At 35.0% G+C, this 26538-nt stretch carries 28 protein-coding genes; 24 read left to right on the forward strand and 4 right to left on the reverse strand.

Annotated elements, in window-relative coordinates:
* The first annotated feature begins 167 nt into the window (after positions 1 to 167).
* The 13 genes from I580_RS00485 to I580_RS00545 all read left to right on the forward strand — a co-directional run bounded on the left by I580_RS00485 (position 168) and on the right by I580_RS00545 (position 13737).
* Positions 168 to 1250 (forward strand): M42 family metallopeptidase, encoded by a 1083-nt coding sequence (locus I580_RS00485; RefSeq protein ID WP_010773285.1) that lies wholly within the window; start codon positions 168 to 170, stop codon positions 1248 to 1250.
* A 19-nt stretch (positions 1251 to 1269) separates the two neighbouring features.
* Positions 1270 to 2067, forward strand: a complete 798-nt coding sequence (locus tag I580_RS00490) for a DUF975 family protein (protein WP_010773284.1) — start codon at positions 1270 to 1272, stop codon at positions 2065 to 2067.
* 240 nt (positions 2068 to 2307) lie between these two features.
* Complete coding sequence (locus tag I580_RS00495) at positions 2308 to 4512, forward strand: MucBP domain-containing protein (RefSeq protein WP_010773283.1); 2205 nt, start codon at positions 2308 to 2310, stop codon at positions 4510 to 4512.
* Positions 4513 to 4674: 162 nt separating this feature from the next.
* Positions 4675 to 5415, forward strand: a complete 741-nt coding sequence (locus tag I580_RS00500; RefSeq protein ID WP_034860493.1) for an MBL fold metallo-hydrolase — start codon at positions 4675 to 4677, stop codon at positions 5413 to 5415.
* A gap of 12 nt (positions 5416 to 5427) precedes the next feature.
* On the forward strand, positions 5428 to 6432 hold the full coding sequence (gene lplA / locus I580_RS00505; RefSeq protein WP_010773281.1) for a lipoate--protein ligase: 1005 nt from the start codon (positions 5428 to 5430) through the stop codon (positions 6430 to 6432).
* A gap of 190 nt (positions 6433 to 6622) precedes the next feature.
* On the forward strand, positions 6623 to 6958 hold the full coding sequence (locus tag I580_RS00510) for a PadR family transcriptional regulator (RefSeq protein WP_010773280.1): 336 nt from the start codon (positions 6623 to 6625) through the stop codon (positions 6956 to 6958).
* Positions 6948 to 7310: a DUF1048 domain-containing protein gene (locus I580_RS00515; protein WP_010773279.1), complete on the forward strand. Its 363-nt coding sequence runs from the start codon at positions 6948 to 6950 to the stop codon at positions 7308 to 7310. Before I580_RS00510 ends, I580_RS00515 begins: the two co-directional genes overlap by 11 nt.
* A 211-nt stretch (positions 7311 to 7521) precedes the next feature.
* Positions 7522 to 8202, forward strand: coding sequence for an O-methyltransferase (locus I580_RS00520; protein WP_010773278.1), 681 nt, complete (start codon positions 7522 to 7524; stop codon positions 8200 to 8202).
* A 75-nt stretch (positions 8203 to 8277) separates the two neighbouring features.
* Entirely contained in the window at positions 8278 to 8904 is a 627-nt protein-coding gene (locus I580_RS00525; RefSeq protein ID WP_010773277.1) for an endonuclease III domain-containing protein, read from the forward strand.
* Positions 8905 to 8979: 75 nt separating this feature from the next.
* Positions 8980 to 9831: an alpha/beta hydrolase gene (locus tag I580_RS00530; RefSeq protein WP_010773276.1), complete on the forward strand. Its 852-nt coding sequence runs from the start codon at positions 8980 to 8982 to the stop codon at positions 9829 to 9831.
* Between the two features lie 351 nt (positions 9832 to 10182).
* On the forward strand, positions 10183 to 10746 hold the full coding sequence (gene ahpC / locus I580_RS00535) for an alkyl hydroperoxide reductase subunit C (RefSeq protein WP_010773275.1): 564 nt from the start codon (positions 10183 to 10185) through the stop codon (positions 10744 to 10746).
* Positions 10747 to 10840: 94 nt separating this feature from the next.
* On the forward strand, positions 10841 to 12529 hold the full coding sequence (locus I580_RS00540; protein ID WP_010773274.1) for an FAD-dependent oxidoreductase: 1689 nt from the start codon (positions 10841 to 10843) through the stop codon (positions 12527 to 12529).
* Between the two features lie 182 nt (positions 12530 to 12711).
* Positions 12712 to 13737 (forward strand): acyltransferase, encoded by a 1026-nt coding sequence (locus I580_RS00545; protein ID WP_010773273.1) that lies wholly within the window; start codon positions 12712 to 12714, stop codon positions 13735 to 13737.
* Positions 13738 to 13867: 130 nt separating this feature from the next.
* Here I580_RS00545 and I580_RS00550 read toward each other — a convergent pair whose 3' ends face one another.
* The 3 genes from I580_RS00550 to I580_RS00560 form a co-directional block, all read right to left on the reverse strand.
* Positions 13868 to 14629, reverse strand: a complete 762-nt coding sequence (locus tag I580_RS00550) for an SGNH/GDSL hydrolase family protein (RefSeq protein WP_010773272.1) — start codon at positions 14627 to 14629, stop codon at positions 13868 to 13870.
* A gap of 87 nt (positions 14630 to 14716) precedes the next feature.
* Positions 14717 to 15250, reverse strand: a complete 534-nt coding sequence (locus tag I580_RS00555; RefSeq protein WP_010773271.1) for a 3'-5' exonuclease — start codon at positions 15248 to 15250, stop codon at positions 14717 to 14719.
* Positions 15251 to 15534: 284 nt separating this feature from the next.
* A complete protein-coding gene (locus I580_RS00560) occupies positions 15535 to 16293 on the reverse strand; it encodes an exodeoxyribonuclease III (RefSeq protein ID WP_010773270.1) in 759 nt (252 codons plus the stop codon).
* 405 nt (positions 16294 to 16698) lie between these two features.
* On the opposite strand from I580_RS00560, the gene I580_RS00565 reads away from it, so the two are divergent.
* Together I580_RS00565 and murB are read left to right on the forward strand one after the other, a co-directional pair.
* Complete coding sequence (locus tag I580_RS00565; protein WP_010773269.1) at positions 16699 to 17613, forward strand: Gfo/Idh/MocA family protein; 915 nt, start codon at positions 16699 to 16701, stop codon at positions 17611 to 17613.
* A gap of 71 nt (positions 17614 to 17684) precedes the next feature.
* Positions 17685 to 18587 (forward strand): UDP-N-acetylmuramate dehydrogenase, encoded by a 903-nt coding sequence (murB, locus tag I580_RS00570; RefSeq protein ID WP_010773268.1) that lies wholly within the window; start codon positions 17685 to 17687, stop codon positions 18585 to 18587.
* 38 nt (positions 18588 to 18625) lie between these two features.
* Here murB and cbpA read toward each other — a convergent pair whose 3' ends face one another.
* The gene (cbpA, locus tag I580_RS00575; RefSeq protein ID WP_010773267.1) at positions 18626 to 19270 is read right to left on the reverse strand and encodes a cyclic di-AMP binding protein CbpA; all 645 of its coding nucleotides are present in this window, start codon (positions 19268 to 19270) and stop codon (positions 18626 to 18628) included.
* Between the two features lie 148 nt (positions 19271 to 19418).
* Between cbpA and rpmG the strand changes: the two genes are divergently transcribed.
* The 9 genes from rpmG to rbsK all read left to right on the forward strand — a co-directional run bounded on the left by rpmG (position 19419) and on the right by rbsK (position 26375).
* The gene (gene rpmG / locus I580_RS00580; RefSeq protein WP_010760564.1) at positions 19419 to 19571 is read left to right on the forward strand and encodes a 50S ribosomal protein L33; all 153 of its coding nucleotides are present in this window, start codon (positions 19419 to 19421) and stop codon (positions 19569 to 19571) included.
* Between the two features lie 17 nt (positions 19572 to 19588).
* Positions 19589 to 19759, forward strand: a complete 171-nt coding sequence (gene secE, locus I580_RS00585) for a preprotein translocase subunit SecE (protein ID WP_010773266.1) — start codon at positions 19589 to 19591, stop codon at positions 19757 to 19759.
* Positions 19760 to 19927: 168 nt separating this feature from the next.
* Complete coding sequence (gene nusG, locus I580_RS00590; RefSeq protein WP_010773265.1) at positions 19928 to 20470, forward strand: transcription termination/antitermination protein NusG; 543 nt, start codon at positions 19928 to 19930, stop codon at positions 20468 to 20470.
* Between the two features lie 112 nt (positions 20471 to 20582).
* Complete coding sequence (locus I580_RS00595) at positions 20583 to 21449, forward strand: alpha/beta hydrolase (protein ID WP_010773264.1); 867 nt, start codon at positions 20583 to 20585, stop codon at positions 21447 to 21449.
* A 36-nt stretch (positions 21450 to 21485) separates the two neighbouring features.
* Positions 21486 to 22502: a LacI family DNA-binding transcriptional regulator gene (locus I580_RS00600; protein ID WP_010773263.1), complete on the forward strand. Its 1017-nt coding sequence runs from the start codon at positions 21486 to 21488 to the stop codon at positions 22500 to 22502.
* Between the two features lie 144 nt (positions 22503 to 22646).
* Positions 22647 to 23567: a ribonucleoside hydrolase RihC gene (rihC, locus tag I580_RS00605; RefSeq protein ID WP_010773262.1), complete on the forward strand. Its 921-nt coding sequence runs from the start codon at positions 22647 to 22649 to the stop codon at positions 23565 to 23567.
* A 15-nt stretch (positions 23568 to 23582) separates the two neighbouring features.
* Positions 23583 to 24956 carry a C4-dicarboxylate transporter DcuC gene (gene dcuC / locus I580_RS00610; protein WP_010773261.1) on the forward strand — a complete coding sequence of 458 codons (1374 nt, stop codon included), beginning with the start codon at positions 23583 to 23585 and terminating at the stop codon, positions 24954 to 24956.
* A gap of 35 nt (positions 24957 to 24991) precedes the next feature.
* Entirely contained in the window at positions 24992 to 25459 is a 468-nt protein-coding gene (locus tag I580_RS00615) for a GNAT family N-acetyltransferase (protein ID WP_010773260.1), read from the forward strand.
* 16 nt (positions 25460 to 25475) lie between these two features.
* On the forward strand, positions 25476 to 26375 hold the full coding sequence (gene rbsK / locus I580_RS00620; protein ID WP_010773259.1) for a ribokinase: 900 nt from the start codon (positions 25476 to 25478) through the stop codon (positions 26373 to 26375).
* Positions 26376 to 26538 lie beyond the last annotated feature (163 nt).

The raw sequence follows: 26538 nt of genomic DNA on the forward strand, positions 1-26538 counted from the left end.
AGTTTTAACGAGCCCGCTAGGCTTTTAGTGTTATCTAGCTGCACGGGCTAGCTCTTCGGAAAAAAGATAAAATCTGCCTGTGACAAAAAGCGCCACAAGCGTATTTTCCTATTTTTCTGTCAGAGCTTAACGAGCCCGCTACGCTTTTAAATTTAGGAGGGAATATTTTGGAAAAAAATGAAGAACAGTTATTAATAGACTTAACAGATGCTAAGGGTGTTCCTGGTAATGAAGGGGAAGTTCGGGAGGTCTTTAAGAAGTATGCGGCACCTTTTGCGGACAAAATCATGTATGATGGGTTAGGCAGTATTATTGCGAAACGTGTTGGCGATAAAGAAGGTCCAAAAATCTATTTTTCAGGACATTTGGATGAAGTTGGGTTTATGGTAACGCAGATTACAGAAAAAGGGTTTATTAAATTCCAAACACTTGGTGGCTGGTGGGGTCAAGTTATGCTAGCTCAACAAGTACAAATCAAAACAGGCAAAGGTGATATCTATCATGGGGTGATTGGATCAAAACCACCACATGTTTTGACAGCAGAAGCTAGAAAGCAACCGTATGATGTTGCGGATATGTTCATCGATATTGGTGCATCTAGCGATCAACAAGTGGCAGAATGGGGCATTAAACCTGGAGATATGATAACTCCTTATATTGAATATCGCCGAATGAATGATACTAAATTTATGTTAGCGAAAGCATGGGATAACCGTATTGGTACGGCTGTGTCACTAAGAGTTTTAGAAAATTTAGCGGCAGAAGGGCATCCTAATATTTTATTTGCAGGCAGTGATGTGCAAGAAGAAGTTGGTTTGCGTGGAGCTCAAACAAGTACACATTTAGTTGATCCAGATATTGCTTTTGCGTTAGATACTGGAACCGCTGGGGACACTCCAGGGATGACACCTAAAGAAGCTGATTCTGAGTTAGGAAAAGGACCGCAAATTCTGATTTTCGATGCTTCGATGATTCCGCACAAAAAATTACGTGATTTCGTGATTCAAGTTGCTGAAGAGAATAATATTCCTTTCCAATATACGGTAATCACGGGTGGCGGAACAGATGCAGGTAGAATGCATTTGACGCGAAATGGTGTTCCTTCACTTGCAATCACTGTTCCGGTTCGTTATCTACATTCTCATACCTCAATGATTCATGAGGATGATTATTTAAACACAGTGAAATTGGTTACAGAAGTTGTGAAGCGATTAGATAAAGAAACAGTCGATAAGCTTCGCAGTTATTAAAAAAGAGGTGATGGTTCAAATGAAAAGTCAAATAACAAATGCAATGCATCGAGAACAAGCTCGAACATCTTTAAAAAATCAATGGGGAACTATGGCATGGATTACATTTTTAGCTGTATTTATCCGTATTATGATTAGCTCAGTGATTGGCAGTGTAGCTAATTTACCAAAAGAAAGTGCCAGTAATAATGTTATGTCCTTTTTACTAAATAACTTTCTCTTTTTCGCTATTACCTATGGTACTTATTATTGTGCCTTACAAGTATTACGAGGTAAGAGAGTTCAAGCAGGAATGTTAACAACTATTTTTCAAGGGAAATTTTATCTGCCAATGTTATTAATCAACTTTATCCAATATATTGTTGAATTAGTATTGAACCTAATTGTGTTGTTACCAGTCCTTTTATCATACGGGGTAACAATGTATTTCGGATTAATGTTTAATACTGTTTCAGTTGATCGTTTTCAATCGGAAATGGGCGGAGATATCTTTTTAGCATTGTTATTACTTCTTTTCGGATTTTTGATGATTTTAGTCGGTGTTTTTGTTAGTGGCGTGTTTCAATTTGCCGTTTGGGTAAAACTTGATGATCCCGAATTATCAGTTGGGGATGCGCTAAAATACGCATTGTTCTTGATGAAAGGCCGATTTGGGCAATATTTACTACTACAAATTTCGTTTATTGGTTGGTTTATTATTGGTGCATTAGTTTTCGGAATCGGTTTATTATGGGTAGTTCCATATCATGATGTTGCTGTGGCAAGTTTTTATGACACAGCTCGTGAGGAAAAGGGTGCGCCGATTGTTGTAGCATAATGAATTAAAAAGTTTTGTCATAGGTAATGGATTATATAAATAAAATCTCTTTTGTTTGTTTTTGATAATTAAAACATTGAACAAAAGAGATTTTTTTATTATGTACATATCTGATATTTAAAAGAGAAAACATTTTTTTTGAAAGATAAATATAATGAAGAGATAGGAGCGTTTTTACTATACATAACGAACGTTTTCAATTAATATTGTTTAAAATCAAAGTGTGATAGGAGAATAGTTGTGAAAAAAATAAGCCTTACATTACTTTTTACATTATTAATAAGTATTTGCCAACCTAGTTTTATTTTAGCTGAAACAATTGATAGCAGTACTCCAAAAATCAGCAATGATTCAAAAGAAGCAATAGAAGATTCAAGTGAAGAAGCCATAGTTTCAGATTCTTCAGAATCTAGTGAAACCATCAAATCAACCGAATTGTCGAATAGTCAGGATAAGACTGGTTTTACAGTTCTACAAGATACTAGTGCAAGAGAAGTTTCCGCATTTGATGTATCTACGACTGATATTGCGACAGGTACCTTTGGAACAAGTGATTGGTCTATAGATGATACGGGAGTACTTCATATTCAGCAAGGTGAATTTGATGATACACCAGAAGTTGGCGCGTTTCGCCAAAGTCCTTGGTTTGATTATAGAAATTCTATAAATAAGATTGTTTTTGAAGGACCAGTTGTAGCGTCAGCTATTATGGAACGTTTGTTTGAAAGTCTATCTAATGTGACTGAAATTGAAAATATTTCCTACCTAGATACTTCAAATGCAATCAATATGGAGCGTACTTTTGCTGATTGTACCAGTCTAGTCTCATTAGACTTAACCAGTTGGAATACATCTAAAGTGCAAGATATTTTTTCTATTTTTAATGGATGTGTAAATATGGAGAATCTAGATGTTTCAACTTGGGACACACAGAGTATAACTGCGATAACGTATGCATTTGCAAGTATGACAAAATTAAAGGCATTAAACTTATCAAATTGGAAGCTGTCACCGATGAATTCAGCACAAGGAGTTTTTATGGAAGATAGTTCCTTAGAGTCTTTAGACTTATCTGGATTTGACATGACCAAACTAGATTCCAATAATGCATACTCAACATCAAGGTTTTTCCAAGATGCTACCGCATTAAAAGAATTAACGCTTAGTTCAAGTTTTAGATTTATAGGCAGAAGCTCGCTTCCTAATCCTGAATTACCGATGATTCCTGCAAACGATACGTATACTGGAATGTGGCAGAACATCGGTGAAGGTACCCGTAATAATCCTAAAGGGACAGATATCTGGACAAGTCAAGAATTGATGAGCAACTTTGATCTTGCTCCAAGAAATGACACGTATGTTTGGCAACCTGTTACTAGAGCAGCAGCGGATGTTACCGTAATTTATCTGGATGAAACAGGGGAAGAAATTCATATGGCTCAACCAATTAGTGGAAATATCGGAGATTCATATGACGCAACAATTCCAGCATATAAGCTAGAAATAGATGGCTATACATTAGATGAAAGTCGTCTACCAGAAAATGCTAAAGGAACATTAAGTGAAACGGCCCAAACCGTTGTATACAACTATACAAAAAATCCAGTAAAAGCAGCAGATGTTACTGTAACCTATGTAGATGAAACAGGAGTAGAAATCCATGTCGCTCAACCAATTAGCGGAAATGTTGGCGAAACTTATGATGCAACAAGTGCTGAGTATAAGCTAGTAATAGACGGTTACACATTAGATGAAAGTAACCTACCAGAAAATGCCAAAGGAACACTAAGTGAAACAGCCCAAACTGTTGTATACAACTATACAAAAAATCCAGTAAAAGCAGCAGATGTTACTGTAACCTATGTAGATGAAACAGGAGCAGAAATTCACGCAGCTCAACGAATTAGCGGAAATATTGGAGAAACTTATGACGCAACAATTCCAGCATATAAGCTTACAATAGAAGGTTATACACTAGATGAAAGCAAGTTGCCTGAACATATGACAGGAGTATTAAGTGATAAACCAATAACAGTGAAGTATGTTTATAAAAAAAATCCAGCAAAAGCGGGAACTATCACGATAATCTATGTAGATGAAACAGGCAAGAACATCCATGGTCCTAAAACAATCAGTGGTGACATTGGCACACATTATGATGTTTCCACCCCAAACTACAAACTCGCGATAGATGGATACACATTGGATGAAAACAAATTGCCTAAAAATACGAAGGGGACATTTGAAAAACAAAACCATACAGTAACATATGTTTATAGGCAGAATAAAGAAATTAAAAATAACCAAAACGATAAAAAGCTTAAAGAACAATTGCCTTTAGCAGGGGAGAGCAACAAAAAATCTCTGATGCTCATGGGTGGAGGACTTATAGTATTATGTGGTGTTCTATATCTTTTGAAAAAAAGAAATCAAAAAAATCGCTGATTCAACGACGCTGATTGAATTTTTTTATGGAAATTAGCGGACTAAAAAATAACTGTTTAAGTTACTTTTTAGTCTTTTTTTGTTGAATCATGTCTGTTTCTATCAATGATTTCCTTTTTTGTGGTACCATTAAGTGAAAACTAATCAAGGAGGTCGATGAAGTTGAAGATAACCGTTTTAGGCTGTTTAGGTGCTTATCCTTATAAAGGAGAAGGAACTAGTTCTTACTTGTTAGAATCAGATGATTTTAAGCTGTTGTTAGATGCTGGAAGTACAACCTTAGTCAATTTAGAAGAGCATATTGATCCATTAACCTTAGATGCTGTGATTTTATCACATTATCATTATGATCATATTGCTGATTTGGGGGTATTGCAGTATTATCGTCAGCTATATCCAGTGATGGAACCGACACCTGTATTGCCGATTTATGGACATACAGATGATGCTGTTCATTTTGAGTCCTTAAATATGCCAAACGTATCAAAAGCAGTTCCCTATTTTGAAGCAGAAGAGTTAAAACTAGGGCCTTTTCTTGTAACGTTTATGAAAACAATCCATCCTGTTCCATGTTATGCGATGCGCTTTGTAGAAGAAAAATCAGGGAACGTATTTGTTTTCACAGGTGATTCAGGTTATTTGGAAAGCTTTGTTGATTTTGCCAAAGATGCGGATGTCTTTTTAGCTGATACTTATCTATTTGAAGGAAATGAAAATCATCATGCCCATTTCACCTCAAAAGAATCAGGGGAAATTGCTAAGGCAGCACATGTCAAAAAACTGATTCTGACTCATTTACCTCAACATGGTTCGTTAGAAGAATTGAAAAATCAAGCTGAAAAAGCTGCTGGTAGTCAAGTTTCTGTTAGTTTAGCTGAGAAAAATTTAGTGATTGAAATTTAAGGAGTGGTGAACGTGATTTTTGTACCAAATGAAAACAATGACCCAAGAGTCAACTTAGCAATCGAGACGTATTTATTAAAAGAAAAACCTTTAGACGAGCCGATTTTATTATTTTATATTAATGATCCATCCATTATTATTGGCCGTAACCAAAATACGATTGAAGAAATCAACAAAGAATATGTGGATGAACATGGGATTCACGTTGTTCGTCGTTTAAGTGGCGGTGGTGCTGTTTATCATGATCATGGGAACTTGAACTTTAGTTTTATCATGCCGGATGACGGGAATTCTTTCCGTGATTTTGCGAAAGTAACGCAACCAATTATTCAAGCGTTGCATGAGCTAGGTGTTTCTGGTGCTGAATTAAAAGGACGCAACGATTTAGTGATCGATGGGATGAAATTTTCTGGAAATGCGATGTATGCAACTGCAGGAAGAATGTTTGCTCATGGTACGTTGATGTTTGATAGTGATATTGATGAAGTAGTGAATACATTGAAAGTTCGCAAAGATAAAATTGAATCTAAGGGGATTAAATCTGTCCGTTCGCGAGTGACGAATATTAAACCATTCTTACCAGCAGACAAACAAGATATGACTACAGAAGAATTCCGTGAAGATATCTTGTTGAAAATTTTTGGTGTTGATTCTGTCGATCAAGTTAAGACTTATGAGCTAACGGATGACGATTGGGAAAAAATCAACAAAATCTCAGACGATTATTATCGTAACTGGGATTGGAACTATGGTAAATCACCAGCCTTTAACTTGGAGCGTCATCAACGTTTCCCAATTGGTTCTATCGATGCGCAAATGAATGTGGAAGATGGAGAAATCAAGGAAATTAAAATCTTTGGCGATTTCTTTGGATTAGGTGAAATCAAAGATGTAGAAAAGATTTTAACTGGTACAAAGTATGAAAAATCAGCAATTGAAGCGGCTGTTGATCAGATTGATCTTAAAAAATATTTTGGCAATATTGAAAAAGAAGATTTGGTTGGTTTGCTTTATTAAGAAGCAGAAAATAAAGCATCTGTAGTAAAACGATTCGTTTTACTACAGATGCTTTTCTTATATCCAACTACTTAGTAAAACAAAGTAGTTGACAATCCATCTACTAAGTTATACTATATACCTGTACTTAATAATACTTAGTAGTTAGAGGAACAAAAGGAATCAAAAGAAAGAACAGGTGATGAACACGATGAACGGGATAACAGAAATGCTCAAAGGTGTTTTAGAAGGTGTCATTTTGGAAATTATCAATCGTCATGAAACCTATGGTTATGAAATAACCAATAATTTACAAGAATATGGGTTTGAAGATATTGTTGAAGGAACGGTTTATACGATTCTTTTACGTTTGGAGAAAAAGAATTTAGTTTCTGTTACAAAGAAAAAATCAACAGTTGGACCGATGCGTAAATTTTATTCCTTAAATGAAGCAGGGCAGGAAGAACTCGCATTATTTTGGCAACGCTGGACCTTTATTTCAGGTCAAATCGAACGATTAAAGGAGGAAACAGATGATGAAAAATAAAAACGTCATCAATTATTTTAAACAAGTTCACGCAGATAAGGTAGAATATAATAAACAAATGGCACGCTTAAAGGAGCTTCCTTCTGATTATCAAGTTGTTTATAAAGAAGTTCAAAAATTTTTATGGGAATTTACCGCAGGTGATGGCATGGATATGCTTCCGCCAATGCTGGAATTACTAGACTTTTTTGAAGAAGGTGCTGCAAATAATATCCCTGTTTTACAATTAGTTGGAGAAGATGTCGGATCTTTTGCTGAAAATACACTCCATGAAATGCAAGCGAAAACACGGATCAATGAACTGAAAAGAAAAATGAATGAACGAATCGCTAAAAAAATCAGTAAAGAATAGTAAAGTCCTAAGAAATGAAGATGAAAATTATTTTTTGACATCATATCCTTCTCTCCGTATAATAAAGAAGTGAATTTTTCTCACTAGTAAATCTGATGTAAAAATAAGTTCAAGATATTTTAAGGGACAAATAACATACTATGTTCCTTGTACTGTTCAACATCAGCTCATAAAAAACATTCGCTGTGTTTCACAGTAAAGGAGCGATAATATGCGAAACGAAATGATGCATCGACCAGTTGTGAAACAAGAACTCGTTGATTTTATGCGAAATAAGCAAAAAAAGATCCAAGGTGAACTTGGTGTAATCGAAGAAGAAGCACACGAAGCAGGGGTGCCGATTATTCCTCATGAAACAGTTGTGTTTCTACAATTTTTCTTAGATCAAATCAAACCTAAAAATATTTTAGAAATTGGTACAGCAATCGGTTTTTCTTCTAGTTTGATGGCACAATATGTTGGAGAAGAGGGACACGTTACGACAATTGATCGATTTGATGTAATGATCAGAAAAGCGAAAGTAACTTATGAACGCCTAGGGCTGACAGATAAAGTAACCTTATTAGAAGGACAAGCGGCAGAAGTTTTACCCACATTAACGGGCCCTTATGATTTTATTTTTATGGACAGTGCGAAATCCAAATATATTGAATTTTTACCAGAATGTTTACGTTTGTTACGTGTTGGCGGCGTGCTGATGGTAGACGATGTTTTCCAAGCAGGAACGATTTTAGACCCAATCGAGGAAATTCCACGTAGTCAAAGAACGATCCACAGAAAGTTAAACCAATTTTTAGATACAGTTATGACCCATCCCGATTTGACATCTACCTTGTTACCCTTAGGTGATGGTGTAATCATGATTACAAAAGAAAAAGAGCTAACTGAATAACCATTATAAGACTTGGGTCAGGATTTTATTATTTTGATCTGAGTTTTTTTGTGACATAATAAAGGGAGAGATACAGTGAAAACAGATAAAGAAAAACTTCAAGTGTTAAATAATTTAGTTGCACACTATGGCTTCCAATATTGGTGGGAGGACACCAATCGGATCTCTGATTGGGTCTCGATGATTTTGATCCAACAAACAACAGAAAAAAATGCGCATAAAGCATTAGGAAATTTAAAACCCTATTTAACTGTGGAAAGTCTTCAGGAAATTGAATTGGAAACACTTCAAGAACTAATTCGTCCAGCTGGATTTTTCAAACAAAAAAGTAACTATATTAAAGCCCTGATCGATTGGTTTATTTCTCATGATAGTGATTTTGATAAATTCCGTACATATTCTACAGATGCGCTAAGAAAAGAGCTTTTAACGATTAAAGGTGTAGGTTCAGAAACAGCAGATGCGATGCTGCTTTATATTTTTGAACGAAATGTATTTATCGCGGATCAATATGCGATTCGATTGTTTAATCGGCTAGGTTTTGGGCCATATAAGACGTATGAAGAAATGCGTAAAGAGTTTATTCATTTGACGGAATCGGTCCCTCATGATTTATGCAAAGAATGGCATGCAGCGATTGATGTTCACGGAAAGCATTTTAATAAAGACAAGAAAATGGATGAAACATTTTTGAGCTCTTAAACGAGCGTTTATGTTATGTTTAATTTTCATTTAAGTTTCAAGGCGTAGACTTTCTCTATATTGGAGGAGAACGCCATGAAAAAGAATAAAAGCATAAAAAGAAAGTTTCCTAAAATACTTTTGATTGTAGGTGTTGTTTTAATGCTCTTTCTTTTATTTCAAAAAAACCTTACTGCATTTGCTGAAAAATTTGTACAAACAAGTGAACCTGTGGCAATTCAAACACCTATCATTTTTGTTCCAGGCACCAATGGAACAGTAAATAGATTCAATGGTTTGATCAAAACATTAGATTCAAAAGCCGATGTGTTAAAAGTGACTGTAGCAACAGATGGAACGGTTTCTTCTAAAGGGAAACTAACAAGTTCAACAGAACATCCTATGATAGTGATTGCGTTTAAAGATAGCAGTGACAAAACATTACCTGTTCAAGGGAAATGGTATCAATTAGCATTAAGTTATATCCAAAAAAAATATTCATTTGAAACGTATAACTATCTAGGCCATTCCAATGGAGGATTAGTGATTACATCGTATCTGGAAGAATTTCAGCAATCCGAAGATCCAAAGTTAGCCAAATTGATAACTTCAGGAACACCATATAATGATACATCAGAAAAATACAATGAAGCTGTGACCTCATTTACACAATTAAAAGAAACAAGTGACCTACTCAAAGGTTACTTAAAGAATCTAGAAAATATACCAGATGCGATCAAGATGCTAAATATTGCTGGAGAAGTTGATGATACGGCATCTGATAATATCGTTCCTGTGCAAAGTGTTTTTTCTGGAAGGTATATTTATCAAGAGCGAGTAGCTGAGTATCAAGAAGTATTGATTCAAGGGGAAAATACAAGTCACAGTGAACTAGTTGAAAATCAGGAAATAGTTCTGCTGCTAAAAGATTTTTTTTGGCAGAATTAGAATCAAGATATCATAGGATAAAGCATTCACCTTTGTTCTGTTTTTGTTTTATTGTGTAAAAATGAACAGACAAACGATAAAAGCTGCTTTTTTTCGTTATTGAGAATGAAAGAGCTATTTTCTCAAAGAGAAGACGAAAATGCCAAAAATAAAATAACTAAACTGTAATAATTCTATTGACATAATAATTTTAAATTGATACGCTAAGAGTGTAGAAAAATATCTAGCTGCATGGGCTATTCTCTCAGAAAAAAGATAGAATAGGAGTGAAGGGGAACGCACTTCATCCCTATTTTTCAGTTGAGACAAAGCGAGCTCATGATGCTTTTAAATTTTAGGAGGAATAATTAAATGAACTTAATCAACACGAAACTATTAGACTTTGAATGTGATGCATACCAAGATGGTGAGTTTATCAAAGTATCAACGGCAGATGTATTAGGTAAATGGAGTATTTTCTTCTTCTATCCAGCTGACTTTTCATTTGTTTGTCCAACAGAATTAGGGGACATGCAAGATCACTACGATCACTTAAAAGAGTTGAACTGTGAAGTTTATTCTGTATCTGAAGATAGCCACTTTGTTCATAAAGCGTGGGCAGATGCGACTGATACGATCGGTAAAATCAAATACCCAATGTTAGCTGATCCAAATGGTAAAATTGCTCGTTTCTTTGGTGTTTTAAATGAAGATTTAGGTCAAGCATACCGTGGAACATTTATTGTTAGCCCAGAAGGCGAAATCAAATCATATGAAATCAACGATATGGGAATCGGCCGTAATGCAGAAGAGCTAGTTCGTAAATTAGAAGCTTCTCAATTTGTAGCTAAACATGGCGATAAAGTTTGTCCAGCAAACTGGAAACCAGGCGAAGAAACAATTGCACCAAGTTTAGACTTAGTTGGTAAAATCTAACCATTAAATAGACAACCTTAAGACTTCCTTTCTAGGAAGTCTTTCTTAAAATTTATAGAGCAAAATAATGAGATAGACAAAAAGGAGAACATACATGAGTCAAGAAGTTTATGATTTGATCGTGATCGGCGGCGGTTCAGCAGCTTTATCAGCTGGTATTTATGCTGGACGTGCAATGTTAGACACATTAATTATTGAAAAAGATAAGATTGGTGGGCAAGTTACGACGACGTCTGAAATCGTGAATTATCCAGCGATTCGAGCAACAACTGGGCCTGAATTGATGGAAGATATGCGTTTACAGGCACTAGATTTCGGTGTTGAATTTACGACAGATGAAATCATTGATGTTGATTTAAGCCAAACTGTCAAAACAGTGAAATCGGCAACTAAAACCTATCAAGCATACGCAGTGATTATCGCAACAGGTGCTTCAGCTCGTAAAATTGGTTTCCCTGGTGAAGTTGAATTTACGGGTCGTGGAATCGCATATTGCTCAACATGTGATGGTGAATTTTTCCAAGGATTAGATATTTTCGTACTGGGTGGCGGATATGCCGCAGCAGAAGAAGCAGTTTACCTAACTCGTTACGGTAAATCAGTGACGATGATCATTCGTGAACCTGATTTTACTTGTGCAAAACTAACAGCAGAAGCAGCTAAACAACATCCAGATATCAAAATTGTTTACAATACGGAAGTCAAAGAAATCACTGGGGATGACTTTGTTCGTAAAGCCGTTTTTGTTAATAATGAAACTGGTGAAGAAACAACATATGAAGCGCCAGCAGACAGTACATTTGGTATGTTTGTTTTTGCAGGGAACAAACCAAGTACAGAGATTTTTGAAGGGAAAGTCGAATTAGACCGCGGCTATGTTCCAACAAATGAAAATATGGAAACCAATGTACCGGGTGTCTATGCAGCTGGAGACTTACGTATCAAAGAATTACGTCAAATCGTTACCGCTGTTGCAGATGGCGCAATCGCTGCAACAAATGCACAAAAATATATCACAGAAGAAAAAACAAAAGCTGGCTTGCCAATCGTCAATGAACGGATGGAAAAACGTTTAGCGAAGCAACATGCTGAAAATAAAGAAACCCAACCAAAAGCAGAGAAAAAACCAGCTAAAGCAACAAGTGGTAATAACACATGGTTCCCTGATGCAATGAGAGAGCAATTGGGCGGTATTTTCGGTAAATTGACGAAGAATGTAACCTTGTTACAAGTTATGGACAGCAGTGAAGAAAAATCACTTGAATTAAATTCATTCCTAACAGAATTTGCCTCATTAAGCGACAAAATCTTGTTGGAAACTGTTCAAAAAGGTGCTGATTCTGATAGAGAAGCGAAATACGGCATTGATAAATTACCGAGTGTAGTTGTTTTAAATGACCAAGGTGAATACACAGGCATCAAGTTTAGTGGTATTCCAAGTGGACATGAAGTCAACTCGATCGTGTTAGCTGTTTACAATGTCGGAAGTGCAGGACAACCAATCGAAGAGCCAGTCGTTAATAAAATCAAAGAACTTCCTAAGAAGAAAGTACAGATTTTCGTTTCATTGACATGTCATTATTGTCCAGATGTGGTAGCTGCTTGTCAGCGAATTGCTTCAATCAACCATAATGTTGAAGCTGAAATGATCGATATCGGTGTTTTCCCAGAATTGAAAACAGAGAAAAAAATCATGAGTGTTCCAGCAATGATCATTGATGATAAAGAAATTATTTTTGGTTCTAAAAATATGGACGAGATCGTTGAGATTTTAGAAAAATAACTAAAAAAGTCTTCTGTATTTATGTTCAATACAGAAGACTTTTTTAATTATTTTTATCATTAAGTTTTGCTTAGATTTATAAATAGGTAATTATTTTGTGATGAAGACTATAATTGTTTATGGAATCTAGTATAATAGATTAAAAGAAATTTAAATTTGAAAAATTAAGGGGATTATGATACATGAAAGTTAGAAAGTCAAATTTTGAGCTTTTCAGGATATTGAGTGCATTTATGATTGTAATGCATCATTATGTTGTTCATTCAGAATGGAATTTTGGAGAGAATTTAAGTATAAAACCAATTTTTCTCGATATTGTTGGATCGGCGGGGAAATTTGGAGTAAATTGTTTTTTATTGATTAGTGGATACTTTTTAGTCAATAAAGCATTTAAACCAAAAAAATTGCTAAATCTATGGTTACAAGTATTTTTTTATTCAATTTGTATTTTTTTAATATTTGCATTTTTTGGAAAAGATCCTTCTATTTTGAACGTTAAAAATCTTATTGTGGTTAGTTTTCCTATAACATTTCAACAATATTGGTTCATTAGTTCCTATGTGCTACTATACTGTTTATCACCGTTTTTAAATATTTTAGTTGTAAATATGAAGAAAAAGCAACATGTATTTCTTTTAATATTTCTTTTGATGTATTTATCAATTAAGCCAGTTATATCATTGTTGGTTATGAATCATGGTGGGACTGAAAGTGGTATGTGGTTTTCGTTTATTTACCTTATTGCGGCTTATATAAAGATGTATCCTGAATCATTTGCTAAGAGTAGCAAAAGTTATTTTATAAAAAGTGTTGTTGTTTTTGCAATCATCATTTTTTTAATCGTTTTACTTGCTGTTCATAATGATCAAAGTGAGAACGTACTTTCAAAAGGTTTGCTAATGGACATTCAAAGTCCTCTTTATCTTCTTTTGGCAATCTTGCTTTTCTGTGGATTTAAAAATTGGGATGTTGGCGAGATACCTGTGGTGAATTTATTTGGATCTGCAACGTTAGGTGTTTATCTGATTCATGATAATAACTATATTCGTTATTATCTATGGAAAGTTTTGACAGCATTTAAAGTTTCATATAATGGTATAAATTTAGTTCTGACGTCTGCTCTAATTATTATCATAGTTTATATTGTTTGCTCAATAATCGATATTTTGCGGCAGAAATTATTTATTTTGATGCGTATTGGAACATAAGGAATATACTTGAATCAAAAAAATGTAAAGTTAGCTACTGGTATGTTAAAAGACCATAAGAAATCTGTTTTCCAGTTTTCTTATGGTCTTATTATTTCAGCAACTATCTATATAAATGAAATATAAGAGATCATTTAAACAAATGAATATAATTTGATAATCTAGGTTCAATGGATTGGAAAATCCGCCGAGCAATCTCTTCATGTCCTTTTTCATTTGGATGCATATCATCTTTTATGTTTTTGTTTTTTAAAAAATTATCAGCACTTTTAGGCTCGATAGTATCTTTTGTATTGGTCCATAAGCTGCGAATATTTGCTACAGGAATATCATATTTAGAAGCAACTTTAAAGATAATATCGTCATAAAGTTGTGATATATTTTGGTCTCTGTTCCATGTAGTTACTAAAACGATAAGAATATTTTGTTCTTGAAGCTCCGATATGATATAAGATAAGTTTACTTCAAATTGTTTTAAACTATTTTCATTTTTATAATCTAAAAGATCATTCGTTCCGTATTCTATCGTAACAATGTTTGGTTTTTGCTTCTTGACGTCTTCAATGCTTGAAATCCCAAGATCACTAGCTCGTGCACCAGGATTAAATACTCCTTTTTGCTCAACTTGTATATCATAAGATTCCTCAATTAGATTTGCCAAAATATTGGTAAATATTTGCTCTTCATTTTTGACAATCAGCCCAGCACTTATGCTATCGCCCATAGGGGAATAAGTTAATTTATCGACTTTTTTTGATAGACTAGATGAAGATTGGGTTTCTTCAGATTTAGATTTGTTTACTCCAGGCGAGTCTGGTGACAAAAAATAGCACAGCGAAAATAAAATGATAGGAATCAATGCTCCCGCTAATAGATATATCGCTTTTTTCATTGATGAATCCTTTCTTGTTGGTAAGTCTAAAAAAAGCTATCTACAATAATGATTAACTGTAGATAGAGAATATAAAAAATATCATAACTATTTTATTGTGACAAGTTTCTTCAACGGTTCAACACCAAAATGTTTCTCTTGATACAACAGAATTTCAGCACAGGCTCGGCTATCTTCTAGAGCATCGTGGTGATTATTCAATTGAATATTTAGATTCTCACAAACGGTGTTTAATTTATGATTTGGCATTTCTGGAAATAACTTACGACTGGTTTTCACAGTACATAGCGAAAGGTAATTTGGCTGATCAATGCCATAATAATCCAAGCATCCAGCTAAAACACCACAGTCAAAAGGAGCATTATGAGCAACTACTAAACTATTTGCTTTAAAGCAACCTTGAATTTGTTTCCAAACTTCTGGAAATTTAGGTGCATCGGCTACATCTTCTGGTTTGATTCCGTGAACTTGAATATTTTTCCAGAAAAAATCTGTTTCTGGTTTAATCAAAGAATAGTATTCATCAACGATTTTATTATTTTCTACTTTTACTAACGCGACAGAACAGGCACTATGCTTAGCATAACTAGCTGTTTCAAAGTCTATGGAATAAAAATTCATGTTCATTATCCCTTTCAGTTCAAAATTAATTCATACATGTAGTATAACAAAATGAATGACGTATAGTAACCCTAATTGAAAAATATTAACAGAAACTAAATAAAAAGAGGTTGGGACAGGAGTGCTTAATCCTGAGAAACAAGTAGGTACTGTGTAACATCAACTCATTCCTCGTTGTGTTTTACAGCAATTTCAGCATGTTTCTGATAAGATTGCTTCTACTCCCACCGTTTATTTGGATTCAAAGTGAGTGGGATATGACTCGAAGAGTTATGTCACACTCACTAAGCAATAGTCAAGTCAACCTCAACTGGACAATGATCACTTCCAGTAATTTCTGTGTGGATCTTCGCACTCGTCAAAGCGTCTTTCAAGCCATCTGAAACGACAAAATAATCGATTCTCCACCCAGCGTTATTTTTCCGAGCATTAAAACGATAGCTCCACCACGAATAAACGCCTTCTTGATCAGGATAGAAATGGCGATAGGTATCTATAAAGCCACTATCGAGTAAATCAGTGAATTTTGCTCGCTCTTCTGGTGTAAAGCCAGCATTTTTTTGATTGGTTTTCCAGTTTTTTAAATCAATATTTTTGTGGGCAACATTTAAATCGCCGCATAGAATCACTGGTTTTTCTTTGCTTAACTCGTTTAAATACGCACGGAATGCATCTTCCCAAGTCATACGGTAATCTAAACGTTTTAATTCGTTTTGTGAATTAGGTGTATAGCAAGTAATCATAAAGAAGTTTGGGTATTCCAGTGTGATGAGACGTCCTTCTTGGTCATGTTCTTCAAGTCCCATGCCATAACGAACGCTTAAAGCTTCTTCTTTGGCAAAAATAGCAGTACCAGAGTAGCCTTTTTTCTCAGCGTAATTCCAGTATTGGTAGTAGCCAGGTAAGTCTAAATCGATTTGACCTTCTTGCAGTTTTGTTTCTTGTAAGCAGAAAAAATCTGCCTCTAATTCGTTGAAAACTTCCATAAAATTTTTCTTAACAACAGCACGTAAGCCATTGACATTCCATGATATACATTTCATTTCTACAGCACCTTCCTAAAATTCTATAGCTGAGTAGTTCTAAGTAATAGTTTAACATAAAGACGTTTAATAATGAGGAACGAAAACTTTTTGTAACCATTCCCAATCTCATGTTGTAAATCAGGATAGTGATAGTATTGTACTGATAGTGAGTTACCTTATTTTTAAATAAAGATCAAAAGCATACTGTTAACTGAAGTGGTGATATCATATAAAAGAACGGCTATACTAGACTCAATTGTTTTCGGTAGAGTTTTATCGTAGAATGTTGTTTTTTTATAGTTTGGGTGTGTTCTCTATTCAGATGCAGATGTATTGGTGAATTAGAATGTACTCGATTTTCTCACTTTTTAGAACAAAATATAGTATGATAGTCTTATCTAGAAATGATTGAGAGGGAATACTATGAAAATAGGTGTTATCGGCTTAGGAAACATTGCTCAAAAAGCGTACTTACCTGTGTATGCCAAACTCAGAGACCAAGCAACTTTTGTACTATCTACCCGAAATGAACAGACACGTCAAATGATTAGCAAAAAATATGGCTTTACAGATATGGTGTCTTCAACAGAAGAATTGATTCAAGCTGGTATAACTGCTTGTTTTGTCCATGCTGCAACCAAAGTTCATGGACAAGTGGTGAAACAACTGCTTGAAGCGGGCATCAATGTCTTCGTAGATAAACCTTTAAGTGAAAATTTAGCAGAAGTAAGAGAAATACAAACTTTAGCTACAGAAAAAAATCTGTTGTTGACGGTGGGCTTTAATCGTCGTTTTGCACCTTTTGTAGAAGAATTGAAAGCTGTTGAGAATAAAAATATGTTACTGATTCAAAAAAATCGAGTAGCATCAGAATCTACAGCTAATTTTGTGATTTATGATTTATTTTTACACGTAGCTGATTTACTTGTTTATTTACTTGATGATGATATTCGTCATATTGAAACAAAAATTATTGAAGACGGCAATCTGCTAAAAAGAGCCGTGCTTCATGTAGAAACCGAAACGACTACAGCGATTGCCTCAATGAATCTCTATGCTGGTGCGAATACAGAAACCTATCAATTAACAAGCCCAGAGGGAACATTGATTTTAGAAGATCTAACTGATTTAACGATTAAAAACCAATCTGGAATCCAACTAAAAAAGTTTGGTGATTGGACAACAACGTTGGAAAAACGAGGTTTTGAGCAAATGGTGGAGGAATTTATCAAGGCTGTTCAAACAAATGACGGCACTCATTTAAAACAAGAAAAAGTTTTCACTAGTCATGAATTATGTGCACAGATGTTACATAAACATCAAGAACATATTTTATAGACTCAGACTAGAAAGTTTCTCTTTGACATGCTAGAATAAGTAGGATGTTTGAAAGAAAGGAACGACTTTCGATGAATAAAATTGAAATGATGGATGAGTTAACAGATATAACGTTACTATTTGACGAACCTTTGATGAACTTTACCTTTACCAAAACAGGTGGACCTGTAGATGTCTTGGCTTTTCCAAAATCAAGAGCTGAAGTAACAACTTTGGTCGAATACTGCAGAAGTCATGAAATCCCTTGGCTTGTTTTAGGAAATGCCAGTAATTTAATTGTACGGGATGGTGGTATTAGAGGAATGGTGATCATGTTGGAAAATATGAAGCAAATCACGGTTTCTAAAAATCAGATCATTGTGGAAGCAGGCGCAAAATTGATCGATACAACATATGTTGCTTTAGAGCATGATTTAACAGGTTTTGAATTTGCGTGCGGCATTCCAGGCAGCATCGGTGGAGCTGTTTATATGAATGCGGGTGCTTATGGCGGTGAGGTCAAAGATATTTTCACAAGCGTAGATGTCTTGTTAGAAGATGGAACAATCAGAACTTTGAAGAACGAAGAGATGCAATTTTCTTATCGTCATAGTGCGATTCAAGATATGCATTGTATTGTGTTAGAAGCAACTTTTTCTTTAGAAAAGGGAGAACACAGCATCATTAAGAGTCAAATGGAAGAGCTAACAGAATTAAGAGAATCAAAACAACCATTAGAATATCCATCTTGCGGCAGTGTTTTTAAACGACCAGAGGGACATTTTACAGGAAAATTGATTCAAGATGCTGGTTTACAAGGGATGAAATGGGGCGGAGCTCAAATCTCAGAAAAACATGCAGGTTTTATCGTGAATATCGATCATGCTACTGCTACTGATTATGTAGAATTGATTGCCCATATTCAACAAGTTATTAAGGAAAAATTTGATGTTGTATTAGAGACAGAAGTCCGTATTATTGGTGAAGAACGTTAAAAAAAAGCCTTTCAATTGAAAGGCTTTTTTTTTACATTTTATTCAGCATTTGCTTGTAAATCTTCAATCTCAACGACTTTAAGATTCTTACGCTCTAAATTCTCAACAATCACTGCACAGGTTTCTTCAGTTGTTTCAGCAGGTAATGTAATCAACGTACGACGGATAAATTCATCCTCACCGATATCTAACGTAATACAGCTGGCAATACTACTATGTTTAGCAATGATCTTTGTCATAGCAGCTAAATCTCCTTGTTTACCAGTTGTAGCAATTGTCAAAACATAACTACCACGTTGGATATTCCAAGACTGAGCAAGAATATTCAATAACGTACTATGCGTTAAAATACCATAAAAATAGTTATTTTCATCCAACACTGCAATGTAAGGTAATTCTTTGATCGTAAAGAAAACTTTGAAGAATGAGGTGTTGACGAAAATAAATTTTGTCGCATTTTTTAATAAATAAGTAACTGGTAAATTCATGTCTCCACCGTTTGCTTTGTGGCGGTAGATGTGCATTTTATAAATATTTCCTCTAAAAATCTTTTCCGACTCATCTAAAATCGGCACACAACGATAACCTGAATCTTCAAGGATTTTCAAAGCCTCTTCCAAAGTGCAAGATTCATTGACTGTTGTAAGATTTTTCTTTTTGATAACAACGGATTTTAATAACATATTTTGACCCCCCGTAGGTTAAATTCATCTGACAAGCTAATGATAACATAATTTGAAAGAAAACCATAGTTTATTGAGTATCCATTGACATTTTGCTGAAAGAATGATAATGTTATTGAGTAAATTTGCGAATAGAGGAGGTTGAACAATGGCAACAAAAAAATCAGCACTTGCTTGTTCAGATTGTGGCTCCAGAAACTATTCTAAAGCCGTCAGTGAAGGAAAACGTGGAGAACGGTTAGAAATCAAAAAATTCTGTAAATACTGTCAAAAATACACGTTACATAAAGAGACGAAATAGAAAATGGAGGAGTACAGATGAAATTTTTACGTAGTGTTAAAGATGAGATGAAACAAGTGACTTGGCCATCTAAAAAACAATTACGCAAAGATACGTTGGTCGTTATTGAAACATCAATTATTTTTGCGGCATTATTCTTCGTAATGGATACAGTGATCCAAACAGTTTTTGGTTGGATTCTTAAATAATTCAAACTAGTATTTCGTTGCAATAAGTGCTATAATACACATGAGGAAAAACTTCGGGGGACTGAGGTTTTTTTATTTTCACATGAAAAAAATAAGCCGCAAGAAAAGTCTTGTTGCTTTTAATTAATTGTTTCATCAACTATCAAACTTAAAGGAGCCGAAGCAGAAATGGAATCATTTGAAAAAAATTGGTATGTATTACATACATACTCAGGTTACGAAAACAAAGTAAAAGCCAACATTGAATCGCGTGCACAAAGTATGGGCATGGGAGATTTTATTTTCCGTGTCGTTGTTCCAGAAGAAACAGAAACAGAAGTAAAAAATGGTAAATCAAAAGAAATCGTTCATAAAACATTCCCAGGTTATGTACTAGTGGAAATGACGATGACAGATGATTCTTGGTACGTAGTACGTAATACACCAGGCGTTACAGGCTTTGTTGGTTCACATGGTGCCGGAAGCAAACCAGCCCCATTATTGCAAGAAGAAATCAATCATATCTTACGTTCAATCGGTATGAGCACACGTCAATCTGATTTGGATGTTGCATTAGGCGATACAGTTCGTATTATTGAAGGTGCGTTTTCTGGTCTTGAAGGTGAAGTAACAGAAGTCGATGAAGAACGTCAAAAATTAAAAGTGAACATCGACATGTTTGGTCGTGAAACAAGCACAGAGTTAGATTTTGAACAAGTTGATTCAATCTAAAAAAATAAAAAGCTAAAACGAATCTGTTTTAGCATGTAGAGAGTGGAGCAAAACTAACCGCAGTTTTGTGCTACTCTCTTCTTACTATAGTGATAGTTGAAAAGGTGATTAAATGAAAAATAAAAAGTTTAATTTGATAATAGCTGTTTGTTTCTTGTTGCTTTTGGTTAGTTGCACTAGTCAAAAATCATCTGATAATGAAAATCAAAAAGTGCAGAAGGATTCAACGAACATTGAAACGATTCAAAAATCATCTATGCCCACATTATTTATTCATGGATATAGTGGTGGCAACAATTCTTTTGGTCGCATGATCAAGCGCATGGAAAGAAATGACCTTACCAAAAAAGAACTGATTTTAACCATAAGTGCTGAGGGAGAAGTCAAGGCAAAAGGCAAGCTGACTAGTAAAGCTACGAATCCTAGTGTCCAAGTCCTATTTGAAGATAATAAAAACAATGAATGGAATCAAGCTGAGTGGATCAAATATTGTTTGGCATATATGCAAACTAACTATGATGTAACTCACGTAAATCTAGTAGGACATTCAATGGGTGGTGCCAGCTCCTTACGTTATTTAACTACTTTTGGTGATGATCCAAGCCTGCCTAAGGTCAACAAATTTATCGGGATAGCGGCTCCATTCAATAACTTTGTAGAACTATCTAATGGAGAAACAATCGAGGATGTGATCCATAATGGGCCTACAGTTCAAAGCGATCGTCTGAATGATTACATTACTGGAAGTGAAAATATATCTAAAGATATGAGCGTTTTGATCATCGCAGGTGACGTAGAAGATGGCAGTTTAAGTGATGAAGCGGTTCCTGTTGCAGATGCACTAAGTGTTATTTCATTGTTTAAAGAACACGGCAATCAAGTACAAGAAAAAATCTTTTATGGAAAATCTGCACAGCATAGCCAACTACACGAAAATATAGAAGTAGATCAACTTGTTGCAGATTTTTTATGGAAATAAACGACTAAAACAAGCCTATTGATAAAGGAGAGAGCCATGAAAATCAGAATGAAAGACATTGCAAAAATGGCCAATGTATCTGAAGCTGCAGTTTCTTTAGTATTAAATGACAAACCTTCTAGAATTTCTGAAAAAAAGAAGCAAGAAATAAAAACAATCGCAAAAGAATTGAATTATATTCCTAATATAGCTGCTCAAAGCCTTGCTAAAAACGCTTCACAAACGATAGGTGTTGTTATTCCTGATATTGAAAATCCATTTTTTTCAAAACTGTGCAAACAATTAGAAGAGCAATTTAGGGTGATGGGTTATTTGACGATTATCGTTAATTCTAATGATGATTTTGCTGTAGAGAAAAATCTGATTCAAATGCTGTTAAATCGTGGTGTTGATGGGTTGATCATTGCGTTGTCGAATGAGTCTTTTTCGTGCAAAAAAGAACAAGAAGATTTTTTAAAAGAAATCGATGCACCATTTGTTTTGGTGGATAGACAGGTTTCCATAAAAGGCGTCAATCAAGTCTATTTTGACAGTCAAGAAGGTGGTAAGCTTTCAACAGAATATCTTCTAGAAAATGGTCATCGACATATTGCTTTCATGACAGGAGATTTTAAGGTGCCAAGTACACTTGAACGAATTGAGGGCTACAGACAAGCATTGCAAAGTTATGATATAAACGTAAATGAGGACTACATCATTGAAACGGGTTATCGTTTTAATTGTGGCATCGAAAAAGCTAATGAACTCTTCGGATTAACAGAGGTTACAGCCGTGATAACCTCCAACGATATGGTTGCATTTGGTGTTTTAAAACAAGCTTTAAACAGTGGAAAGAAGATTCCAGAAGAGCTTTCGGTCATTGGCTACGACCGTTTAGAAATAGCAGATATTCTAGGCACTTCCTTAGCAACAGTAGAACAAAACATTTCTTCTTTAACAGAACAAGCAGTCTCCCTTTTAAAAAAGAAACTGACAAAGAAACAACTGAAAGCCACAACGGTTATTTTGCAGCCAAGCTTATTTAAAGGGAAAAGTGTCAAAAAAATAAAATAGTTATTGACTAACCCAAAATAAAACGCTATCATAAGGTTCAGATAGATTAAGCGGTTAATCTAAAAAATGCTTTTTTGATTATTCAAAAGGTGTTTTTTTATACCATTTTGGTAATGCGCTTAACCTAAGAAGGAGGAAGGATTTATGATAAAAGAAAAAAGACCGATCATCATTGACACAGACCCAGGAATTGACGACGCAGTTGCTTTATCGATCGCCCTTAATCATCCAGAATTAGATGTCCAACTATTAACAACTGTTGCTGGAAATGTAAACGTACACAAAACGACTGAGAACACATTGAAATTAGTATCGTTTTTCGAAAAACAGGTCCCTGTTGCGAAAGGCTGTGATAAACCATTGTTGATCCAGCTAGAAGATTCAGCAGAAATTCACGGAGAAAGTGGAATGGATGGATACGATTTCCCCAAAGCCACAGCCAAAGCTCTTGATATTCATGCTGTAGAAGCAATGAAAGACTGCATCCTTTCCAGCTCAGAACCAATCACGTTAGTTCCAATTGCAGCTTTAACAAATATTGCATTACTTTTAAGTATGTATCCAGAAACAAAACAAAATATCAAAGAAATCGTGATGATGGGTGGTTCGCTATCAAGAGGAAATACCAATACGAGTGCAGAATTCAACACCTATGTTGATCCACATGCTGCACAAATCGTTTTTCAATCAGGTATTCCAATCGTAATGGTTGGCTTAGATGTAACTAGTACAGCTTTATTGACAAAAAATGAAACAGAAAAAATCAAAGCTTTTGGGAAAGTGGGCAATATGTTTTACTCATTATTCCAACATTATCGTGGTGGTAGTTTACAGACCGGATTAAAAATGCACGATGTTTGTGCCATTGCCTATTTAACTGATCCAGATCTATTCACAGTTCAAGAAACTTTTATTGAAATCGCTTTAGATGGTCCAGCTGCAGGGGCAACAGTGGCCGATTTAAAAATGAAATATCATGATTCAACGAATGCAACGGCGTGTTTAGATATCGATATTCCAGCATTCCAAAAATGGGTCGTATCAAATTTAGAAAAAATAAATTAAAAAAGGAGTCATACTATGATTGAGTCATTGTTAGTGTTAGTTGTTCTAGCTCTTGTTGCTTATTTGATTATTAAGAATTATCACCCTGCTCTAAGTTTGATCAGTGGGGCATTGATTTTGTTATTGTTTGCTGTTTTATTGGGGCATCCGTTGTATCCAGCTGGTGAAGGAACGGGTTTAGCATTCTTTGATATTTTCTTGAAATTCAAAGATACGATCATTGCCCAAGTTAGTTCGGCGGGAATCGTTATTATGATTTTATTTGGTTATTCAGGCTATATGAACGTAATTGGAGCCAATCAAGTAGCCGTGAATATTTTAGTGAAACCGCTACAAAAAATAAAATCAAAAGCATTATTCGTGCCACTTGTTTTCTTAGTTGGTAATTTAATGTCTTTGGTTGTGCCAAGTGCTTCTAGTTTAGCAATTATTTTGATGGCGATTTTATATCCGATGTTAGCAAGTATGGGCATTTCTTCTTTGACTGCAGCAGGTGTAATCGCTATGACTGCGACAATTATGCCAACACCACTCGGAGCAGACAATGTTATTGCAGCTCAAACATTAGATTATGATTTGCTGACGTATGTTGCATGGAATGCCAAAATTTCAATTCCTACTTTGCTGATCATGGCGGTTGTACATTATTTTTGGCAAAAATATTGTGATAAAAAAGAAGGCGCTGCTGCTTTTGTTGCAATCGAAAATGATGGACTCGCGAAGCAAGAAGAGTTTGATACACCGAAAATTTATGCGCTGTTACCATTATTACCGTTGATCTTGATTTTAGTCGTTGGAATCACAAGTATGTTTGTAAAAGGGATTCAAATGGATATCTTTGTTTTGACATTCATTTCATTTTTTATAGCTGTAGCGTTTGAAACAATTAGACATAGATCGTATAAAAAAATTCAAGATTCCGCAGCAGAAATGTTTAAAGGGATGGGCCAAGGATTTAGCCAAGTTGTCATGCTAGTTGTTGGAGGTTCTTTGTTTACGACGGCAGTTCAATCGCTAGGAATTATTGATAATTTAATGGCATCTGTTGAATCTTCGGCATCAGCTGGATTAGTTACAACATTGATTTTCAGTGGTGCTACTACTTTATTTGGTATTCTAAGTGGTGGTGGGTTGGCTATGTTTTATGCAGTGATCGAATTGATTCCAGATATTGCCTCTAAAGCTGGAATTGATGGCATTTTGATTTCATTACCAATGCAAATGATTGCAAACTTAGCAAGAACGATTTCACCAGTAGCCGCAGTTGTGATGATCGTTGCATCAACTGTTGGTGTAAGCCCAGTTCGTATTTTAAAACGGACAAGTGTTCCGACGATTGTAGGGATTATTTGCGTCGTTGTATTATCGATTCTTTTACTTCCTTATTAATCTAAGGAGCTGAACTTTTGCGGAGATGAGTATAAATGGAAATAACGTTGGCTGAACTAAAGGACTTTAAAGAAATCAACGATTTGTTTGAATCAGCAAAAAAATATATGGATCAAACGAATGTGCATCAATGGACCAAGTTTTATCCGAATGAACACATCGTTCAGCATGATATTTATGAGCGATCTTTATACAAATTAGTTGTGGATCGTCACATTGTTGCGGTAGCTACCTTGGATAAGTTGGATCAAAATGCCTATAGTCTAAGGCGTATCGCAACAAATCCAAATTATTTATCTAATGGTTATGCATCAAAATTACTAAATGATATAATAAATAGAGTAAAAGAAAAAAATGGAAAGCATATTTATTCAAGTACAAATCAGTCCAATCGTAACATGCAGCATTTTTTTAAGAAGCATGGTTTTGAAAAAATTTCAGAGTACACTGAAATTGAAAGAGAGCATCTGGGTTCTTTCTATAAGTATTTGAAGAAAATATAAGTAAGGAGAGTCCGCGATGAACAAAGTAATAGTTTTAGGAAGTATCAATATGGATATGGTCATGGAAACAGACCGACTGCCAAAAATTGGAGAAACGCTACTAGGAGAGACGATTGATTATTATGTTGGAGGTAAAGGCGCTAATCAAGCGGTTGCTGCTTCCAGAGTGGGTGCAGAGGTTTCTCTAATTGGAAAAATCGGCGACGATACATTTGGTTCTAAGGTTTATAAGCACTTAGAAAATGAACACATCGATGTGAGTGCTGTCATATCTGAAAAAAATATTTTCACAGGTGTTGCGTCTATTTTTAAACTAAAAGAAGATAATGCAATCGTAGTTTTACCTGGTGCAAACATGTTGTTGACGAACATCGATAGTGAATTAAATGAAAGAATAACGGCTAAAGATGTTCTTTTGACACAGCTAGAGATACCTGTCGATACTGTGAAAAGAGGGTTGCAACTTGCTAAGAGCAAAGGTGCTATCACTATTTTAAATCCAGCTCCGTACAATGACCAGGTTCCTGAAATGCTATCGTTTGTGGATATCATTACGCCAAATGAAACAGAATTTGAAGGTTTATTAGGACACAGAATTCCAAATGCAGACCAATTTGAACAAGAGATGTTGAATTGGTCAAAAGCAAATGATACTCAGCTAATCGTAACTAGAGGAGGCGAGGGCATTTCTTACACAACTAAAAATGAGGTTGTGACTGTCCCTGCTGAAAAAGTGATGATTGTGGACACAACGGGTGCGGGGGATACGTTTAACGGGATTTTAGCTGCTTGTTTGGCTAAAGGAATGTCGACCTCAGAAGCAATCAAGCTTTCTGGAAAAGGTGCGACACTTTCCATTACCAAACTCGGGGCGCAGACTGGCATGCCGACTTTAGCAGAAATAGAGGCATTTTAATTGTTGAAATAAAATGGACACTGTTACTTCATTGGATCGAATGAAGTAACAGTTTTTTTGATGAAAGCAAAGACTAAAAAGATTTTGACATTGAATCAGACCGTAATAGCAATTATAATGAGTCTAAAATTGTACATGTAAATGATGAATAGAAATGAGGGCA

This window comes from Enterococcus caccae ATCC BAA-1240 (genome assembly GCF_000407145.1).
Classification (GTDB): domain Bacteria; phylum Bacillota; class Bacilli; order Lactobacillales; family Enterococcaceae; genus Enterococcus_L; species Enterococcus_L caccae.

What these genes read in the sequence shown, in the direction of transcription:
- I580_RS00490 (WP_010773284.1), top strand. Translation starts at nt 1,270, where the DNA reads ATGAAAAGTCAAATAACAAATGCAATGCATCGAGAACAAGCTCGAACA.
- I580_RS00510 (WP_010773280.1), top strand. Translation starts at nt 6,623, where the DNA reads ATGAACGGGATAACAGAAATGCTCAAAGGTGTTTTAGAAGGTGTCATT.
- I580_RS00515 (WP_010773279.1), top strand. Translation starts at nt 6,948, where the DNA reads ATGAAAAATAAAAACGTCATCAATTATTTTAAACAAGTTCACGCAGAT.
- I580_RS00520 (WP_010773278.1), top strand. Translation starts at nt 7,522, where the DNA reads ATGCGAAACGAAATGATGCATCGACCAGTTGTGAAACAAGAACTCGTT.
- I580_RS00530 (WP_010773276.1), top strand. Translation starts at nt 8,980, where the DNA reads ATGAAAAAGAATAAAAGCATAAAAAGAAAGTTTCCTAAAATACTTTTG.
- ahpC (WP_010773275.1), top strand. Translation starts at nt 10,183, where the DNA reads ATGAACTTAATCAACACGAAACTATTAGACTTTGAATGTGATGCATAC.
- I580_RS00540 (WP_010773274.1), top strand. Translation starts at nt 10,841, where the DNA reads ATGAGTCAAGAAGTTTATGATTTGATCGTGATCGGCGGCGGTTCAGCA.
- I580_RS00545 (WP_010773273.1), top strand. Translation starts at nt 12,712, where the DNA reads ATGAAAGTTAGAAAGTCAAATTTTGAGCTTTTCAGGATATTGAGTGCA.
- I580_RS00550 (WP_010773272.1), bottom strand. Translation starts at nt 14,629, where the DNA reads ATGAAAAAAGCGATATATCTATTAGCGGGAGCATTGATTCCTATCATT.
- I580_RS00555 (WP_010773271.1), bottom strand. Translation starts at nt 15,250, where the DNA reads ATGAATTTTTATTCCATAGACTTTGAAACAGCTAGTTATGCTAAGCAT.
- I580_RS00560 (WP_010773270.1), bottom strand. Translation starts at nt 16,293, where the DNA reads ATGAAATGTATATCATGGAATGTCAATGGCTTACGTGCTGTTGTTAAG.
- I580_RS00565 (WP_010773269.1), top strand. Translation starts at nt 16,699, where the DNA reads ATGAAAATAGGTGTTATCGGCTTAGGAAACATTGCTCAAAAAGCGTAC.
- murB (WP_010773268.1), top strand. Translation starts at nt 17,685, where the DNA reads ATGAATAAAATTGAAATGATGGATGAGTTAACAGATATAACGTTACTA.
- cbpA (WP_010773267.1), bottom strand. Translation starts at nt 19,270, where the DNA reads ATGTTATTAAAATCCGTTGTTATCAAAAAGAAAAATCTTACAACAGTC.
- rpmG (WP_010760564.1), top strand. Translation starts at nt 19,419, where the DNA reads ATGGCAACAAAAAAATCAGCACTTGCTTGTTCAGATTGTGGCTCCAGA.
- secE (WP_010773266.1), top strand. Translation starts at nt 19,589, where the DNA reads ATGAAATTTTTACGTAGTGTTAAAGATGAGATGAAACAAGTGACTTGG.
- nusG (WP_010773265.1), top strand. Translation starts at nt 19,928, where the DNA reads ATGGAATCATTTGAAAAAAATTGGTATGTATTACATACATACTCAGGT.
- I580_RS00595 (WP_010773264.1), top strand. Translation starts at nt 20,583, where the DNA reads ATGAAAAATAAAAAGTTTAATTTGATAATAGCTGTTTGTTTCTTGTTG.
- I580_RS00600 (WP_010773263.1), top strand. Translation starts at nt 21,486, where the DNA reads ATGAAAATCAGAATGAAAGACATTGCAAAAATGGCCAATGTATCTGAA.
- rihC (WP_010773262.1), top strand. Translation starts at nt 22,647, where the DNA reads ATGATAAAAGAAAAAAGACCGATCATCATTGACACAGACCCAGGAATT.
- dcuC (WP_010773261.1), top strand. Translation starts at nt 23,583, where the DNA reads ATGATTGAGTCATTGTTAGTGTTAGTTGTTCTAGCTCTTGTTGCTTAT.
- I580_RS00615 (WP_010773260.1), top strand. Translation starts at nt 24,992, where the DNA reads ATGGAAATAACGTTGGCTGAACTAAAGGACTTTAAAGAAATCAACGAT.
- rbsK (WP_010773259.1), top strand. Translation starts at nt 25,476, where the DNA reads ATGAACAAAGTAATAGTTTTAGGAAGTATCAATATGGATATGGTCATG.